At 61.0% G+C, this 15,199-nt stretch carries 18 protein-coding genes; 5 read left to right on the forward strand and 13 right to left on the reverse strand.

Translation table 11 applies throughout. From position 1 onward, the window contains the following. Positions 1-117: 117 nt before the first annotated feature. Positions 118-942 carry an alpha/beta hydrolase gene (locus FIV05_RS05785; protein WP_152508972.1) on the forward strand — a complete coding sequence of 275 codons (825 nt, stop codon included), beginning with the start codon at positions 118-120 and terminating at the stop codon, positions 940-942. 21 nt (positions 943-963) lie between these two features. Here FIV05_RS05785 and coaA read toward each other — a convergent pair whose 3' ends face one another. The 8 genes from coaA to hisB all read right to left on the reverse strand — a co-directional run bounded on the left by coaA (position 964) and on the right by hisB (position 5,941). Next, the gene (gene coaA, locus FIV05_RS05790; RefSeq protein WP_023002417.1) at positions 964-1,929 is read right to left on the reverse strand and encodes a type I pantothenate kinase; all 966 of its coding nucleotides are present in this window, start codon (positions 1,927-1,929) and stop codon (positions 964-966) included. Positions 1,930-1,992: 63 nt separating this feature from the next. Continuing rightward, complete coding sequence (locus FIV05_RS05795; RefSeq protein ID WP_023002418.1) at positions 1,993-2,316, reverse strand: phosphoribosyl-ATP diphosphatase; 324 nt, start codon at positions 2,314-2,316, stop codon at positions 1,993-1,995. A gap of 24 nt (positions 2,317-2,340) precedes the next feature. Further along, positions 2,341-3,120 carry an imidazole glycerol phosphate synthase subunit HisF gene (gene hisF / locus FIV05_RS05800; RefSeq protein ID WP_023002419.1) on the reverse strand — a complete coding sequence of 260 codons (780 nt, stop codon included), beginning with the start codon at positions 3,118-3,120 and terminating at the stop codon, positions 2,341-2,343. After that, entirely contained in the window at positions 3,117-3,860 is a 744-nt protein-coding gene (hisA, locus tag FIV05_RS05805; RefSeq protein WP_062485950.1) for a 1-(5-phosphoribosyl)-5-[(5-phosphoribosylamino)methylideneamino]imidazole-4-carboxamide isomerase, read from the reverse strand. Before hisA ends, hisF begins: the two co-directional genes overlap by 4 nt. A 6-nt stretch (positions 3,861-3,866) precedes the next feature. Continuing rightward, positions 3,867-4,154, reverse strand: coding sequence for a DUF1330 domain-containing protein (locus tag FIV05_RS05810; protein WP_023002421.1), 288 nt, complete (start codon positions 4,152-4,154; stop codon positions 3,867-3,869). Between the two features lie 24 nt (positions 4,155-4,178). Next, the gene (gene hisH, locus FIV05_RS05815) at positions 4,179-4,832 is read right to left on the reverse strand and encodes an imidazole glycerol phosphate synthase subunit HisH (RefSeq protein ID WP_152508973.1); all 654 of its coding nucleotides are present in this window, start codon (positions 4,830-4,832) and stop codon (positions 4,179-4,181) included. After that, positions 4,829-5,332, reverse strand: coding sequence for a DUF2628 domain-containing protein (locus FIV05_RS05820; RefSeq protein WP_031269963.1), 504 nt, complete (start codon positions 5,330-5,332; stop codon positions 4,829-4,831). Before FIV05_RS05820 ends, hisH begins: the two co-directional genes overlap by 4 nt. Before the next feature lie 15 nt (positions 5,333-5,347). Next, the gene (gene hisB / locus FIV05_RS05825; RefSeq protein ID WP_023002424.1) at positions 5,348-5,941 is read right to left on the reverse strand and encodes an imidazoleglycerol-phosphate dehydratase HisB; all 594 of its coding nucleotides are present in this window, start codon (positions 5,939-5,941) and stop codon (positions 5,348-5,350) included. 178 nt (positions 5,942-6,119) lie between these two features. On the opposite strand from hisB, the gene FIV05_RS05830 reads away from it, so the two are divergent. Together FIV05_RS05830 and pyrF are read left to right on the forward strand one after the other, a co-directional pair. Then, on the forward strand, positions 6,120-6,968 hold the full coding sequence (locus FIV05_RS05830; protein ID WP_152508974.1) for an SDR family NAD(P)-dependent oxidoreductase: 849 nt from the start codon (positions 6,120-6,122) through the stop codon (positions 6,966-6,968). Positions 6,969-7,043: 75 nt separating this feature from the next. Further along, entirely contained in the window at positions 7,044-7,835 is a 792-nt protein-coding gene (gene pyrF, locus FIV05_RS05835; protein ID WP_152508975.1) for an orotidine-5'-phosphate decarboxylase, read from the forward strand. On the opposite strand, the gene FIV05_RS05840 is transcribed toward pyrF, so the two are convergent. The 3 genes from FIV05_RS05840 to rocF form a co-directional block, all read right to left on the reverse strand. Continuing rightward, positions 7,779-8,330: a hypothetical protein gene (locus FIV05_RS05840; protein WP_152508976.1), complete on the reverse strand. Its 552-nt coding sequence runs from the start codon at positions 8,328-8,330 to the stop codon at positions 7,779-7,781. The two genes, pyrF and FIV05_RS05840, sit on opposite strands and share 57 nt — an antisense overlap. 280 nt (positions 8,331-8,610) lie before the next feature. Then, positions 8,611-9,696, reverse strand: a complete 1,086-nt coding sequence (locus FIV05_RS05845) for an ornithine cyclodeaminase (RefSeq protein WP_152508977.1) — start codon at positions 9,694-9,696, stop codon at positions 8,611-8,613. A gap of 11 nt (positions 9,697-9,707) precedes the next feature. After that, complete coding sequence (gene rocF / locus FIV05_RS05850; RefSeq protein ID WP_286202300.1) at positions 9,708-10,574, reverse strand: arginase; 867 nt, start codon at positions 10,572-10,574, stop codon at positions 9,708-9,710. A 205-nt stretch (positions 10,575-10,779) separates the two neighbouring features. Between rocF and FIV05_RS05855 the strand changes: the two genes are divergently transcribed. Next, complete coding sequence (locus FIV05_RS05855) at positions 10,780-11,241, forward strand: Lrp/AsnC family transcriptional regulator (protein WP_152508979.1); 462 nt, start codon at positions 10,780-10,782, stop codon at positions 11,239-11,241. A gap of 161 nt (positions 11,242-11,402) precedes the next feature. Then, positions 11,403-12,320 (forward strand): bifunctional helix-turn-helix domain-containing protein/methylated-DNA--[protein]-cysteine S-methyltransferase, encoded by a 918-nt coding sequence (locus FIV05_RS05860; RefSeq protein WP_152508980.1) that lies wholly within the window; start codon positions 11,403-11,405, stop codon positions 12,318-12,320. 211 nt (positions 12,321-12,531) lie between these two features. On the opposite strand, the gene FIV05_RS05865 is transcribed toward FIV05_RS05860, so the two are convergent. Both FIV05_RS05865 and FIV05_RS05870 read right to left on the reverse strand, forming a co-directional pair. Next, positions 12,532-13,794 (reverse strand): hypothetical protein, encoded by a 1,263-nt coding sequence (locus tag FIV05_RS05865; protein ID WP_152508981.1) that lies wholly within the window; start codon positions 13,792-13,794, stop codon positions 12,532-12,534. A gap of 33 nt (positions 13,795-13,827) precedes the next feature. Continuing rightward, positions 13,828-15,144 (reverse strand): folylpolyglutamate synthase/dihydrofolate synthase family protein, encoded by a 1,317-nt coding sequence (locus FIV05_RS05870; RefSeq protein WP_152508982.1) that lies wholly within the window; start codon positions 15,142-15,144, stop codon positions 13,828-13,830. Positions 15,145-15,199: the final 55 nt, after the last annotated feature.

Here is a 15,199-nt window from a genome sequence, read left to right on the forward strand (position 1 = left end):
ACCCTTCAACGGTTGCAAGCAGCGATGCGGCACACCACGTGCGGAAGGCGCTGGGAGACGGGCGCCTGACCTTCTCCAGCGCATGTCAGCCGATGCATGTTCAATGGAGACCAGGTTATGAACGACGCCACGAATTGGCACCTTTCCGAAGAAATCCGGACATCTGCCGGTGTCGTGATGGCAGGCCGGGCGGGTGAAGGGCAGTCGCTGGTGCTCGCACACGGCTGGCCGTGGTCGTCCTGGTCCTGGCATCGACTCATTCCGGAACTCTCCAGGAAGTTCCGCGTCCACTGGTACGACATGCCGGGATACGGCCAGTCGGCAAAGTCACCGGACCAACGCACATCTCTCGACATTCAGGGCAAGGTCTTTGCCGAAATACTCGATCATTGGCAACTCGAACGGCCCTCGGTCGTGGCCCATGACTTTGGCGGGGCAACAACTTTGCGGGCGCATCTTCTGCACGGCTGTGATTTCGAGAAATACGTCTTGATGAACGTCGTTGCCCTCAGCCCCTGGGGGTCGGAGTTCTTCGATCACGTCGGCCGCCATGTGGAAGCCTTTGTCGGGCTCCCGCCGCATATCCACCGCGCGGTTGTCGATGCCTATATCGGCGGCGCCCTTGTCAACGAAATCGGGGCCGAGGCCCGCGCAGCACTGGCTGGCCCCTGGCTGACCGAAGAAGGCCGCGGCAGCTTCTATCGCCAGTTCGCCCAGGCAGACGAAGCCTATACCAACGAGATTGAACCGCTTTACGGCGACATCCGGTGCCCGGTGAAGATCCTGTGGGGAGAGGATGATCCGTGGATCCCGATCGACCGGGGCCGGGCTCTGCACGCCGCCATTCCGCAGTCGACCTTCGAAGCGCTGCCGAACGCCGGCCACCTGCCGCAACTCGAGGTGCCGGATCTTGTTCTGGCCAAGCTGGGCGCCTTCCTCTGAGGGACAGGCGTCAGCTGCAACTCAGATCTTGCGCAGGGCGACCTTGGCAATCTTGTGACTGGAATCCTTGGTCAGGATCAGGTCGGCGCGAGGCCGCGTCGGCAGGATGTTTTCGCGCAGGTTGACCAGGTTGATGTCGTTCCAGATGCGATTGGCGGTCGTGACGGCTTCCTGATCGGTAATCCGCGAATATTTATGGAAATAGGATCCCGGGTCGCGGAAGGCTGTCTCGCGCAGGCGCATGAAGCGGTCGACATACCAGTTCAGCAACAGGGTTTCATCGGCGTCGATATAGACCGAGAAGTCGAAGAAATCCGAAACGAACGGCACCGCGCGCCCGTCCTTGGGCAATTCGCGCGTCTGCAGCACGTTGAGGCCTTCGACAATCAGAATATCGGGCCGGTCGACCGTCACCGTGTGGCCGGGCATGACATCGTAGTAGAAGTGCGAATAGACCGGTGCCCGGACGAACCGCTTGCCTGCCTTGATGTCGGACAGGAATTTCAGCAGACGTGGCCTGTCGAAACTTTCCGGAAAGCCCTTCTTGGACATCAGCCCTTCGGCTTCCAGCACCGCGTTTGGATACAGGAACCCGTCGGTGGTGATCAGGTCGACCTTGGGACTGGCCGGCCAGCGGGCCAGAAGCTCACGCAGGACGCGCGAGGTGGTCGACTTGCCGACGGACACCGACCCGGCAACACCGATGATGAACGGCGTCTTGCCGTCGCGGGTGCCGAGGAAGTTCTGCGTTGCCTGAAAGATGCTGATGGTTGCTTCGGCATAGAAGGCAAGCAGACGGGAGAGCGGCAGGTAGATTGTCTCGACCTGCTCGATCGAGACCGGCGCATTGAGGCCCTGCAACTGGGCCACCTCATGCGCATCCAGCGTCATGGGCGTGTCCGCACGCAGTCTTGCCCACTCGCGCTCGGTGAACACCTGGTAGGGGGACAGATCCATGTCCAGGGCCGTGGCGACTTTCTGATCCATTACTTCGCAGTTCCTGCTGCGCGGCTGAACGCCGGATCCGGTACAGAGCCTGCAGGCCCTGGATTATTCCTGAGGCCGGGACGCCTTTTCTTCCAGTCCGGTCTGTCCCGTACGGCTCGCAAGCTCCTTCATAACATCCCCGAGGGGGACATTGGAGACATTGAGAACCACCAACAAGTGATAAAGCACATCGGCGGCCTCGGCCGTCAATTCCTGCCGGTCCTTCTGAACGGCGGCTATCGCCGCCTCAACCGCTTCTTCCCCCAGCTTCTGGGCGCATTTGGCAACGCCCTTGTTGACGAGCTTGCGCGTATAGGACTTGTCGTCCGCGCTATTCGCACGTGCAGCAATAATGGCGTCCAGATCTTCCAAAGTGAAGTCGGTCATTCGGCTAGTTCCCTTGAGGCCGTTTCAGGCGTCGAGGCGCATCGGTACGCCGGCGTCGTTCATGTAGTGCTTGGCTTCCTGAATGGTGTATTCGCCAAAGTGGAAGATCGAGGCGGCCAGCACCGCAGTGGCATGGCCATCACGGATGCCTTCCACCATGTGGTCCAGGTTGCCGACACCGCCCGAGGCGATCACCGGCACCGGCACCGCATCGGCAATCGCCCGGGTGAGGGCGATATTGTAGCCGGACTTGGTGCCATCCCGGTCCATGGACGTGACCAGCAGTTCACCGGCGCCCAGTTCGACAACCTTCCTGGCGAACTCAACAGCATCGATGCCGGTGGCATTGCGGCCGCCATGGGTGAAGATCTCGAATTTTTCCGGTTCGCCCGGAGCGTTGACCTGCTTGGCATCGATGGAAACGACGATGCATTGCGCGCCGAATTTTTCCGCCGCCTCGCGCACGAAATCCGGATTGGTAACGGCCGCCGTGTTGATCGACACCTTGTCGGCTCCGGCAATCAGCAGCTTGCGAATGTCTTCCACCGTGCGCACGCCGCCACCGACGGTAACCGGCATGAAACAGGCCTCGGCGGTGCGCCGGACAACGTCATAGATCGTGTCCCGGCCCTCGTGACTGGCGGTGATGTCGAGAAAGCAGAGCTCGTCCGCCCCGGCCGCGTCATAGGCCTTGGCGGCTTCCACCGGATCACCGGCATCGACCAGATCCACGAAGTTGACGCCCTTGACGACACGGCCGTCCTTGACGTCGAGACAGGGAATGACACGGGCTTTCAAGGTCATGATGCTTTGCTCCGCGCGGCCAGGATCAATTCCATGGCTTCTTTCGGATCGAGACGGCCGTCGTAGAGCGCGCGGCCCGAGATTGCCCCTTCCAGGATGGCGCAGTCCGGCTCCAGCAGGCGGTGAATGTCGTCGATCGACGCAAGGCCGCCCGAGGCGATGACCGGAATGGAGACGGCACGGGCAAGTTCCAGCGTCGAGGGGATATTGAGACCCTTCAGGACGCCGTCACGATCGATATCGGTATAGATGATCGCCGCAACGCCTGCATCCTCGAACTGCCGGGCAAGATCGACGGCGGTAAGTTCGGACGTTTCCGCCCAGCCCTCGACGGCGACATAGCCGCCCTTGGCGTCGATGCCGACGGCGACCTTGCCGGGGAACTTGCGGCAGGCTTCCTTCACCAGGTCCGGATCACGCACGGCTACAGTGCCCAGGATGACGCGGCTGATGCCCTTGTCCAGCCAGGTTTCGATATGTTCCAGCGTCCTGATCCCGCCACCCAGCTGCACCGGGTTCTTCGTTGCCCCCAGAATGGCATCGACAGCCGCGCCGTTGACGCTCTCGCCGGCGAACGCGCCATTGAGATCGACCACATGGAGCCATTCGAAGCCCTGATCCTCGAACGCCCGGGCTTGCGCGCCCGGGTTGTCGTTGAACACGGTTGCCTGGTCCATGTCGCCCAGTTTCAGGCGAACGCACTGGCCATCCTTCAGATCGATGGCGGGAAAGAGGATCATGTCGCTTTAAATTCCTTCAACGATGACGATTTCGCCATCGGCTACTTTCTGGCGGATTTTCACCGCTTCCTGATATTCCGGCGAATTATAGCAATCAACCGCGTGCTGGAAGCTCGGAAATTCGATGATGACGTTGCGCGCCCGGCCCGGGCCTTCAATGGCATCGGTCTTGCCGCCGCGGGCAAGGAAATTGGCGCCGAACCGCTCGAAGGCGGGCTTTGCCGTTTCCACGTATGCCGGATATCCGTCGGCGTCATGCACGTCGACACGGGCGATCCAGTAACCTTTGCTCATGTTGGCCTCCCAGGCGCTTCTTGTTTAAGGGGTCCAGTCCAGGAAATTGGCGATCAGCTCCAGACCGAGCCGCTGGCTTTTTTCCGGGTGGAACTGGGTGCCGATCATGTTGTCCTTCGCCACCATGGCAGTGAAGGTGCCGGCATAATCGAACGTTGCCAGGCGGTCTTCCGCCTTGGCGCAGGCAAAGTGGAACGAGTGCACGAAATAGGCGTGCAGGCCATCCGGCCCCGTTTCCAGCCCCTTGAAAACCGGGTGGCTTTCCGGACTGACTTCGATCGTGTTCCAGCCCATGTGGGGGATTTTCAGCGTCTTGTCCGCCGGTTCCATGGCTGTAACGTCGCCTTCGACCCAACCTAGGCCTTCAACGGTCTCGAATTCCAGGCCGCGACTTGCCATCAGCTGCATGCCGACGCAGATACCGAAGAACGGCTTGCCGTCCTTGCGAACGACCTGTTCCAGGGCCTCGGGCATGCCTTCGACAGCCCACAGGCCGCGCTTGCAGTCGGCAAAGGCGCCGACACCCGGCAGCACGACACGGTCGGCCTTCAGCACCCTTTCGGGGTCGGACGTCACGATAACGTCGGGCGTGTGGGCGTGGGCGCGGGCCGCGCGCTCAAACGCCTTTTCGGCCGAGCGCAGGTTGCCCGAGCCGTAATCGATAATCGCAATTGTCATTGACGGGTCTCCGGACCGAGGGTCAGGCCCACCACCTGCTCGCTACCGATCCTCGGGATGATCGGTTGGGAGGCGGGGCGCTGTTGCCGGTCGATTTGAGGTCTGGGCGGCGACACTCGGTCAGCCGCCTTGTGGAGAAATCGGAGTTCGGCTTCGCTCTTGTTGTGCGCGTCGACGATGCCGACGACGCGCCAACCCTTGCGCTCCAGCGACCAGCGGCGCAGCGCCTGGGCCTCGAGGCCGAACAGGATGGAGGTGAAGAGGGCAACGACGGCCATGGCTTCCTGACTGACGGACAGCGCCAGCAACTCGATCACCAGCGTCGCGGCGAGATAGCCAAGCAGCACCAGCCACATGCGGTTGACCAGCAGCCAGATGACGGCAAACAGGAACGCAAGTGTCGAGAAGCCGTCCGGAACGAAGGCGAGCCTGTCGGTCTGGCGAGGATCGCCAGCCACGTCTTCGAATTCTGGCGGAGCCATCACAACATATGTGCTCATGCGCCGTTTCCTGCCCTAGCTGCCGAGCTGGCCCTTGGTGGTCGGAATGCGGTCTGCCTGCCGCGGATCGATCTCCACCGCCTTGCGCAAGGAGCGCGCAACCGCCTTGAAGCAGGTTTCGGCGATGTGATGGCAATTGGAGCCATAAAGGTTGGCAATATGAAGGGTTATCCCGGAATTCATCGCGAATGCCCGGAAAAACTCCTCGAACAGCTCCGTGTCGAATTCACCGATCTTGTCCCGGTCGAAGGTGACGTCCCAGACCAGGAAGGGACGGCCGGACACATCCAGCGCGCAGCGGGTCAGCGCTTCATCCATGGCAAGATGGGTATCGGCATAACGGGTGATGCCCGCCATGTCGCCCAGCGCTTCGGAAATTGCCTGGCCCAGCGCAATGCCGGTGTCCTCGACCGTGTGGTGAAAGTCGATATGAGTGTCGCCATCGGCACGGGCCTTGATGTCGATCAGCGAATGTCGCGACAATTGCTCCAGCATATGGTCGAAGAACCCGACGCCGGTCTGGACGTCGTATGCGCCCGTGCCGTCCAGGTTGATCTCGACCGCGATGCGGGTTTCCTTGGTGTCGCGCGATACACTCGCTGTGCGCATGTGCTGATGCCCCGTGGGTAATGGGAAAGAAGAACCGCGGTGTTGTAGCAGCCTGAACCGTCTAAGAAAATAGCGGTTTCATAGTGAAAGGGTTCTGCGGCCGGTCTATCTTGCAGACAGGCAAATCGGCATTCGTCTGCCGCCGCGTTCCTGAAATCCATTTTGGGGGAAATCCATCATGTACAAAAAAGCCATTTCAGAAGGCGGGATTGCCGTCGTTACCGGTGCTGCCAGTGGCGTAGGACTGGCCGCTGCCACCCGCTTCGCCCAGGCAGGACTGGGCGTCATTCTTGCCGATCTGCCCGGTCCGGCCCTTGAAGAGGCAACGGAAAAGGTGCGTGCCGCCGGTACGGTCGGTGTCGATATTTTCGCGGTTCCGACCGATGTCGGTGACATGGCGCAGGTGGAAGCCCTGGCCGAAAAGGCGTTTCAGACCGGGCCCGTTGCGGTCCTGATGAACAACGCCGGTATCAGCCTGCCGACCTCTGCCTGGGAGGGGTTCGACAACTGGGTCCGCCTGATGGACATCAATTTCTACGGTGTCCTGCGCGGTGTCCATGCCTTCACGCCGCGCCTGATCGAGGCTGCCCGCCCGGCGGTCATCGTCAACACCGGATCGAAGCAGGGCATCACGACGCCTCCGGGAAACCCCGGCTACAACACCACCAAGGCAGCCGTGAAAGTGCTCAGCGAACAGCTTGCCCATGAACTGCGGCAGGCCGGAGCGCCCATTTCGGTGCATCTGTTCGTTCCGGGGTTCACCTACACCGGCATGACCGCAAGCCACTTTCCGGAGAAGCCGGCCTCGGCCTGGACCAGCGAGCAGACCGTCGATCATTTCATCGAGCGGATGTCGGAGGGCGATTTCTACATCCTGTGCCCGGACAATGATGTCGACAGCACCAGAGACAATCGCCGGGCAGAATGGGCCATCGGCGATATCATTGAAAACCGGCCGCCGCTGTCGCGCTGGCATGACGACTACAAGGATGCCTTCGCGGAATTCGAGCGGACAGGCAAGGCGTAGTTCTGGGTAGTTCTGGCGCTGGGCGATCCTTGGTGCTATGGACTGGCACCTGCCCCAAAATTCGAGGATCTGCCCATGCCGACCAGCCCTTTCTCCCCGAAAACCGCTCTGGATCGCCTGATGCTGCCTGTCGACGTGCCGACGGTTGCCGAGGCCGAGAAGCTGGTGAAGCAGACTGAAGGCAAGGTCGGTGTCTACAAGATCGGCATGGAACTCCAGTTTGCCGGCGGGTTGGAATTCGCCCGTGACCTTGCGCGTGACGGCAAGAAGATCTTTCTGGACGTCAAACTGCACGATATCGACAACACCATCGAAAAGGCCGTACGCAACGTCGCCAAGATGGGCATGACCTTCATGACCCTCCACGGCTACCCGAAAACCATGCGCGCTGCCGTGAAAGGCCTGCGGGAAGAGGGCAATCCCGATCTGTGCCTTCTTGGAGTGACGGTGCTGACGTCCATGGACGAACAGGACCTGGTCGATGCAGGGTATCGCGGCCCGATTGCCGATGTGGTGGAAGCGCGGGCGAAGGACGCCCGGGTCGCCGGCATGGGCGGCATCGTCTGCGCCGCCACCGAAACCACAAAAATGCGGGCCATCCTTGGAGACGAGCTTGTGATCGTCACCCCCGGCATCCGCCCTGCCGGCAGCGACGCCGGAGACCAGCGCCGGGTGATGACCCCTGCGGACGCGATTCAGGCTGGTAGCGACTACCTGGTGGTCGGCCGCCCGATCAGCCGGGCCGAAGATCCGGGTGCGGCGGCCGATGCCGTTGTTGCCGAAATAGAAGAGGCGCTGAACCTGCCGCCGCTAGTCGATAACACCGGTCACCGGAAAGCCGCATCCTTCGGCAACTTTTCGATATGACGCGGTAAATCCGCTCAGGGAAGCGGTATAGATGAGGCCGCTCGGTCCGACGATATCGATCTGCCCGTTCCGTTGCATCGCCTGCAGGACGCGCTGAGTATCCTCAATCGGGAAATAGGTCTGGGCGACGGCGAAACCGTCTTCATCGAAATAGGCTTGGACCGTTGCCTGTGCGCTGTCGCCGTCATCAAAGACGAAATTGACCTTCTGGTCATTCTGAAGAACCGTCGCATGGCCGCGGACGGCACGTTCCGTCAGCTGGATACCGGGGAAGAAGTCCGGCGGCAATGCATCGCCGTTGGACGTCGCAAGGCCTACGGTGGGCAGGCCGTCGCCGCCGGTCCACATGGTGCAGTTGATACGAAAGTCTTCGCCCGTATCAAACGACTGAATCTCTACATTCCAGTCCTTGTAGGAAAAATACTGTTCCTTGGCCTGAACAGCGGAAGCGGCAAGCAGGCCGAGTCCGAGGCCGGTCAAAATTCTGAATGTCATCAAAAAGTCCCCGAAAAGGTAGGATGACGCTCACTCAACACCGAAAACCTTAAAATAAGTGACTGATGTCAGGCGTTTTTAGGCATCAACCTTGTCTGGTCCCACCTCCTCTCCTGAACCACGCGGACCGGGTTCCGCCATGCTTGCCCGGGATGACACAAGTGCTTGCCGGAACCGTTTCTTTCCCGTGGAAAGCAGGGGTAGCGGCCGGTTGACCAAGGCCAGAAAAAAACCACCGCCGAAGCGGTGGTCCAGTTTGCTACAATCACGTGATCTGAGGTCACGCTGCCTGGTTGTCTCCATTGGCCGCAGACCGAAGAACCATGCCATAGAGGTCACGCGGGTCGTCCGGATCAGCCAGCAGGTCGAGCTTCTCGAAGTGGCCGGTTCTGGGCAAAAGATCGCGGACATAGCGCAGGGCGGCAAAGTCCTCGATGGCAAAGCCGACGCTGTCGAACAGCGTAATCTGGTCCTGCGAAGTGCGGCCTTCGGCCTTGCCGGCGTAGACCTGCCAGAGTTCGGTAACCGGATGATCGCGGTCGAGCTGCTGGAATTCACCCTCGATATGAGTCTGATCCGGGAACTCGACAAAGATATCGGACCGCAGCAGGATGTCGCGATGCAGCTCGGTCTTGCCCGGGCAGTCGCCGCCGACCGCATTGATGTGCACGCCGGTGCCGACCATGTTGTCGGTCAGGATCGTCGCCGATTTCTTGTCCGCGGTTACGGTGGTGATGATCTGCGCGCCTTCGATCGCATCTTCCGGCGTCTTGCAGATGGTCACGTTCAACCCGGAATTGGCGAGGTTGCGGGCAAGGCGCAAGCTTGCGGCGCTATCGATGTCGTAGGCGCGGATGTCGGTGATCCCGAGCATGTCCTTGAAAGCCAGGCACTGGAAGTCGGACTGTGCGCCATTGCCGATGATCGCCATCGTGGTGGATCCCCTGGGTGCCAGGTATTTGGCGGCAAGCGCAGAGTTGGCTGCCGTGCGCAGGGCCGTCAGGATGGTCATCTCGGTGAACAGCACCGGATAGCCGGTCGTCAGGTTCGACAGAACACCGAAGCCGGTAACGGTCTGCAGACCATCACGGGTGTTGCCCGGGTGGCCATTGACATACTTGAAGCCGAAGGTCTTGCCGTCACTGGTCGGCATCAGCTCGATAACACCCTGAGGCGCATGCGCCGGAATACGCGGTTTCTTGTCGAAGCTTTCCCATCGCAGGAAATCCTGCTCGATATATTCGGCGATGCCGCGCATGAAGGTTTCGACGCCAATCGCGCGGACATTGCGCATCATGTTGTCGACGCTGACGAAGGGCACATAGGCCAGATCCGACGGCAGGAGATTGATGGGGCTGTTTGACATTGTTCGGTCCTCTAGAAGCTTCTTGTCGGCCGGTCGAAGACCCGGCGGCCAAACAGGCTGCCGGTCAGTTCGACCATCAGACGCGCGGTTTTTCCGCGTTCGTCCAGGAAGGGATTGAGCTCGACCAGGTCGAGAGAGGTGACGAGACCACTGTCATGCAGCATCTCCATCACCAGATGGGCTTCGCGGAAGGTCGCGCCGCCCGGAACGGTGGTGCCGACGGCCGGCGCGATTGACGGATCCAGAAAATCGACATCCAGGCTGACATGCAGAAGGCCGTTTTCAGCCCTTACGCGCTCCAGAAACGGCTTCAGAAGAGTGCCGATGCCTTCCTCGTCGATCCGGCGCATGTCGCTGACACCGACGCCGTGGCTGACCAGCAGGTTGCGCTCGGCATCATCGATCGAGCGAACGCCGAGGATCTCGACATTCTGCGGCTTCAAGGTGTGTTCCAGCGGGCTGCCGAGCAGATCGTCAAATCCGGGTAGACCGCACAGAAACGCGAGCGGCGTACCGTGAAGGTTGCCGCTGGCGGTGCTGTCCAGCGTGTGAAAATCCGAATGCGCATCGAGCCAAAGCACGAACAGCGGGCGCCCGAGTGCGGCTGCCGCCCTTGCCTGGCCCGAAACGGTGCCCGCCGCCATGGCGTGATCGCCGCCAAGATAGATCGGAAAACCCGGGCCTTCGCCAAGTTCCGTCGCCTTCTGGTGGAGCGCCCGGGTCCAGGCAACATAGGCGCGGTAATTCCGCAGTATCCTGTTGGGAGGGGTGAGGCTGCCAACCTCCGCCGGGCTCAGATTTCCGTGGTCGACGACCGAATGGCCGAGTTCCTGCAGCGTCTCCTGCAGGCCGGCGGTTCGATAGGCGTCCGGTCCCATGAGGCAGCCGCGCTGACCGGCGCCTTCATCCACCGGAGCTCCAACCAGCACAATCTGTTTCTCAACGACGTTCACGTCCTGCTCCGCCCCAAAATTCAACTGTCAAAAGTGTGCTGAAACGCCGCGGCGGAGTAAATCCGGACACTTGATCAAAAGAGCAGCCAGATTTATCATTTTGATAAGCTCAATTTATCGGAATGGAAAAATGGACGATCTGGATCTTCGATTGATCTCGCTTCTGCGCCATGACGGGCGAAGGTCAGTGTCCGAATTGGCAGGTGATCTGAAGGTCTCGCGCGCCACCGTGCGCTCTCGCATGGAGAAGCTGGTCGACACGGGAGAAATCCTGGGATTTACCGCCGTCCTGCGCGACGACTGGCGCGACCTGCCGATCCGCGCGGTGACGCTTGTGGTCGTAGACGGCCACAACACCGAACCGGTGATCCGCTCGCTCAGCGCCATGACGGAGGTTCGCGCGATCCATTCCACAAACGGCAAGTGGGATCTGGTACTGGACGTCGCCACGCGCGATCTTGCTGCCTTTGACGATGCACTCAATCGCATTCGCCTGATCGAGGGTATTACCGGTACGGAGACCAGCCTGCTTCTGACCACCCGCAAGGGACCGGCGGTTTCGGCCAGCGAATTCAAGGATGTTCTGAGGTAGGAACGCCAGTCCCGGTTTCTGTTCAGTCATTCCGGCCGAGTGCATCCGAAACTGGCATCAAGGCGCCAAAGATCTTGAAACGGATCGCAAATCGGGTCGATCCCCTGTTGTTCGCCGACTAAGATCGGAGCAGACTTCAAGTTCAGCATGAAGAAACCGCCATGACCAAAGCGCTCGACCTTACCAGCCTGACGTCCGAACCGACCCCGATCTCCATCGGCGAGGAGGCTGCGCAGAACTATGACGTTGTTCGCCGCACCCTGAAGCGGATCACCGAGGACTGGCGCGAGCAGCCCACGCTGGACCAGCTTGCCAGGGAAGCCGGTCTTCAACCCATCCAGCTGCAACGTGTGTTTTCGCGCTGGGCCGGACTGACACCGAAGCAGTTCCTGCAGGCAATCACGCTGGATCACGCCAAGGCGCTGCTGCGCGAGTCCGCCAGTGTTCTCGACGCCACCTACGAGGTGGGCCTGTCCGGATCCGGCCGACTGCACGACCTTTTCGTCACCCATGAAGCCATGACGCCTGGCGATTACCGCAATCGTGGCGCAGGTCTTTCAATTGCCTACGGCTTTCATCCATCCCCCTTCGGCCAGGTTCTGGTAATGGCCACCGACAAGGGTTTGGCCGGTCTGGGATTTGCCGATCCGGGCGAGGAAACCTCCGCCCTGGAAGACATGTGCGAGCGCTGGCCCGCAGCCGTTTTCGTCCAGGATCAGGAAGCGACGGCGCAATTTGCCCGGCGCGTCTTCGATCCGAAAAAGTGGCAAGAGGACCAGCCGCTCAACATCGTTATGATTGGTACCGATTTTGAAATCAGGGTCTGGCAAACCCTGCTGAAGATCCCGATGGGCAAGGCTACCACCTATTCCGACATCGCTGCCTGCCTCGGCAACCCGAAGGCATCCCGCGCTGTCGGCACCGCAGTCGGCCGCAACCCGCTCTCCTTCGTCGTCCCCTGCCACCGGGTGCTCGCCAAAGGCGGCAAACTCGGCGGCTACCACTGGGGCCTCACCCGCAAACGCGCCATCCTCGGCTGGGAAAGCGGCTTGTCCGGGCCGGTTCTGGAGTGTGTTTGAGGGGGAAAGAAACCCTCCGCCGTCATTCCGGACAAGCGCAGCATGGATGCGCGCAGATCCGGAATCCAGACATCAGCGTGAGCGAAGCGAAGCCCGCTTGAAAGAAAACGCGGATGCGCCTTCGGCGCGACATACGTCTGGATTCCGGATCTGCGTTCGGCTTGCCTCACTTGTCCGGAATGACAGCAGGATGCTTTTAAAACAGATGCTTTTAAAACACCGGCCCCTTCGGCATTGGATAATTGCCGGTGATTTCCCATCCGAATGCAGCGATGCGTTCGGCGGCCATGGGTGTGACGTCGCCGGTGATCAGGAAGTCGACGCCCGTTGGCGGGAAGGGCAAGGCGCCGAGGCCTTCGTGCATGGCGGAGAAGGTCTGCGCCACAGTCTGCGTCCAGGCCACATGATCGAAAGGCATGACGATGGCGGCAATGCCGTCACGGCGCAGGGCGACGGGGATGCCGGACACCAGCTTGATGTCTCCCAGCGGCGAAACCGTGCTGTTGTAGGTTTCCATGAGAACGACACGACGAAGCTGGAAATAGGCAAGATCCCGGCTGTCGGCATCGGCCGCCTTTTCGGCAATCAGGTAAAGGTCCTTCACACCGGGCATTGCCTGCATCTGATAGGCGATCGCGGCCTTTTCTGATGCCGTGTAGAACGGATTGCCCATAAGCTTAGCGTTCGTCACCTCCGGCACGCCCACGGCGCGTAGAACGCTGGAGGTGCGTTCCTGCAGCTCGGTCGGCGTGCTGTCGACGATGAGATTGCGGAAATTGTCTGCCTGCCGCGCGGCATTGACGATGATACCGCCGGGCAGGAGGCTTGTAATTGCGCTCACCGTCCAGTTGCCTGCCGTGGTCACACTGGCGGTTTCGTCGAGCTTTTCCGATAGCGGCCGGTAGAACGTATAGGGATCGACACCCACATCGACCGCAAGTTCGCGCCGGGCCTTGGCCTGGCCGGTGATCGACTTGGCAAGTTCCGCCGGAGATCCGCCCTTGCCGCTGACTGCGGCCTCGACACCCTTGGTGAGGCGGCCGAACATGCGGCCGACACCGGAAACGGTGTTCTTTGCGGTTCCCACAGGGTCGGTCACCGTGCTTTCGACAAACTCGACCGGCTTCATGGCCGCCTGCTTGAGGCCGTCGACGAAGCTGGCGTCGTTTTTCAGACTGTCGAGGGCAATCAGTACCTGGATTTCGTGCAGGCGCAGCTTGAGCATGCCGTCGCCTTCGATCTGCTCGACGCCGAGATCGGTCTGAACCTGGTAAATCCGCAGGAACCCGTCGCCGCGCACCGGCGAGAGTACCGCATAGCCGGGGCCGAGTTCCTTGCCGTCGAGAAGTGTGGCCGGATCCTGCTCCGGTGGCGTCTCATATTGTTCGGTGAGCGCGTTTGCAGGCACGCTCAAGAGCAGAGCGCCCAGGAAAGCGCCTGCGAGCTTTGGGCGACAGGTTTCAAAACCGAACATTCAGGGCCTCCTCGGGCAGAGGCCGGTGACGCCTCAGACCGGCGCCAGACCGCTGCGCGCCAGAACTTCACCAGCCAGATAGAGCGACCCGCAAATCAGAATCCGGGGCGGCTCGCCATCTTTTGCCGCACAAGCTGCCACATCTGCCAGCGCTGCGTCCAGTGATTGAAACGGGGTCGCTTCAAGTCCCGCACAGCGGGCAAGATCGGCCAGGTCTTCCGGCTCTCTTGCCGTGGGTGTGGTGGTGATCGGCACCGTGCCGACGTGGCGTGCCAGTCCGTGAAACGGACGGAAGAATCCGACGGGATCCTTTGTCGTCAGCATGCCGGACACGAGGTAGAGCGGCCGGGGTGAGCGCTCTTCCTGTTCGCCCATGAACTGGGCGATCGAAATACCCGCACCGGGATTGTGGCCACCATCGACCCAGACTTCCGACCCTTCCGGGCACAGGTCATGCAAAGGTCCGCTGGTGATCGGCTGCAGCCGTCCGGGCCAGTTGACTGTTTTCAGGCCGTGGGCAATCGTATCGCCATCCGGCAACATGCCCGCCGCCTTCAACGCCGCAATGGCGACAGCCGCATTGGAGAACTGGTGACGGCCACCAAGCACCGGCACAGGCAGGTCGATCAATTCGTCCTCGTCCTGAAACGCCATGCGGCCCTGGTCTTCCTGGGCTGCGAAATCCTGCCCGAACACTTCGATCGGCGCCTTGTTGCGCGCTGCCTGACGCGCAATCGTTGCCATGGCGCTGTCTTCCTGCGCAGCACAGATGACCGGCACGCCCGGCTTGATGATACCGGCCTTTTCGGCAGCAATCACCGACAGGTCGTCACCCAGAAACTTCTCGTGGTCCATCGAAACCTGGGTAATCACCGTGGCAAGCGGCCGGTCGATCACGTTGGTCGCGTCAAGACGGCCTCCGAGACCGACTTCAAGCAGCAGCACATCTGCGGGATTTTCCGCGAACAGGAGCAGGGCAGCAGCAGTGGTGATCTCGAAAAAGGTGATTTCCTCACCGCCATTGGCTTCTTCGCAGCGGTGCAGGGCTTCATAGAGGACCGGATCGGAGACGAATTGGCCATCCGAGCCGAGCCGAATGCGCTCGTTGAAGGAAACCAGATGCGGCGAGGTGTAGACGTGACAGCGTTTTCCGGAAGCTTCCAGGATCGCCCGCATGGTGGCGGTAACCGAGCCCTTGCCGTTGGTACCGGCGACGTGAATCACCGGCGGCAGGCGCTGTTCGGGATGCCCGAGCGCTTCCAGCAGGCGATACATGCGTCCGAGCGAGAGATCTATCTCCTTCGGATGCAGCGCCAGCAAACGGTCCAGAATTTTCGTGATTTGATCCAAGGCGCCCTCCGCAGGGTCCCTTTTTCCCGGTTGCGTTTGACTAACGCCTTTACGG

Origin of the sequence: Labrenzia sp. THAF191a, from assembly GCF_009363335.1 — a bacterium.
GTDB lineage: Bacteria > Pseudomonadota > Alphaproteobacteria > Rhizobiales > Stappiaceae > Roseibium > Roseibium algicola.

Excerpts from the sequence above, each read along its gene's own strand:
- FIV05_RS05785 (WP_152508972.1), top strand. The coding sequence starts at position 118 with ATGAACGACGCCACGAATTGGCACCTTTCCGAAGAAATCCGGACATCT.
- FIV05_RS05855 (WP_152508979.1), top strand. The coding sequence starts at position 10,780 with ATGGACGATCTGGATCTTCGATTGATCTCGCTTCTGCGCCATGACGGG.
- FIV05_RS05865 (WP_152508981.1), bottom strand. The coding sequence starts at position 13,794 with ATGTTCGGTTTTGAAACCTGTCGCCCAAAGCTCGCAGGCGCTTTCCTG.
- FIV05_RS05810 (WP_023002421.1), bottom strand. The coding sequence starts at position 4,154 with ATGAGCAAAGGTTACTGGATCGCCCGTGTCGACGTGCATGACGCCGAC.
- FIV05_RS05860 (WP_152508980.1), top strand. The coding sequence starts at position 11,403 with ATGACCAAAGCGCTCGACCTTACCAGCCTGACGTCCGAACCGACCCCG.
- FIV05_RS05845 (WP_152508977.1), bottom strand. The coding sequence starts at position 9,696 with ATGTCAAACAGCCCCATCAATCTCCTGCCGTCGGATCTGGCCTATGTG.
- coaA (WP_023002417.1), bottom strand. The coding sequence starts at position 1,929 with ATGGATCAGAAAGTCGCCACGGCCCTGGACATGGATCTGTCCCCCTAC.
- pyrF (WP_152508975.1), top strand. The coding sequence starts at position 7,044 with ATGCCGACCAGCCCTTTCTCCCCGAAAACCGCTCTGGATCGCCTGATG.
- rocF (WP_286202300.1), bottom strand. The coding sequence starts at position 10,574 with ATGGGACCGGACGCCTATCGAACCGCCGGCCTGCAGGAGACGCTGCAG.
- hisH (WP_152508973.1), bottom strand. The coding sequence starts at position 4,832 with ATGACAATTGCGATTATCGATTACGGCTCGGGCAACCTGCGCTCGGCC.
- hisB (WP_023002424.1), bottom strand. The coding sequence starts at position 5,941 with ATGCGCACAGCGAGTGTATCGCGCGACACCAAGGAAACCCGCATCGCG.
- FIV05_RS05830 (WP_152508974.1), top strand. The coding sequence starts at position 6,120 with ATGTACAAAAAAGCCATTTCAGAAGGCGGGATTGCCGTCGTTACCGGT.
- FIV05_RS05840 (WP_152508976.1), bottom strand. The coding sequence starts at position 8,330 with ATGACATTCAGAATTTTGACCGGCCTCGGACTCGGCCTGCTTGCCGCT.
- hisF (WP_023002419.1), bottom strand. The coding sequence starts at position 3,120 with ATGACCTTGAAAGCCCGTGTCATTCCCTGTCTCGACGTCAAGGACGGC.
- FIV05_RS05820 (WP_031269963.1), bottom strand. The coding sequence starts at position 5,332 with ATGAGCACATATGTTGTGATGGCTCCGCCAGAATTCGAAGACGTGGCT.
- FIV05_RS05795 (WP_023002418.1), bottom strand. The coding sequence starts at position 2,316 with ATGACCGACTTCACTTTGGAAGATCTGGACGCCATTATTGCTGCACGT.
- hisA (WP_062485950.1), bottom strand. The coding sequence starts at position 3,860 with ATGATCCTCTTTCCCGCCATCGATCTGAAGGATGGCCAGTGCGTTCGC.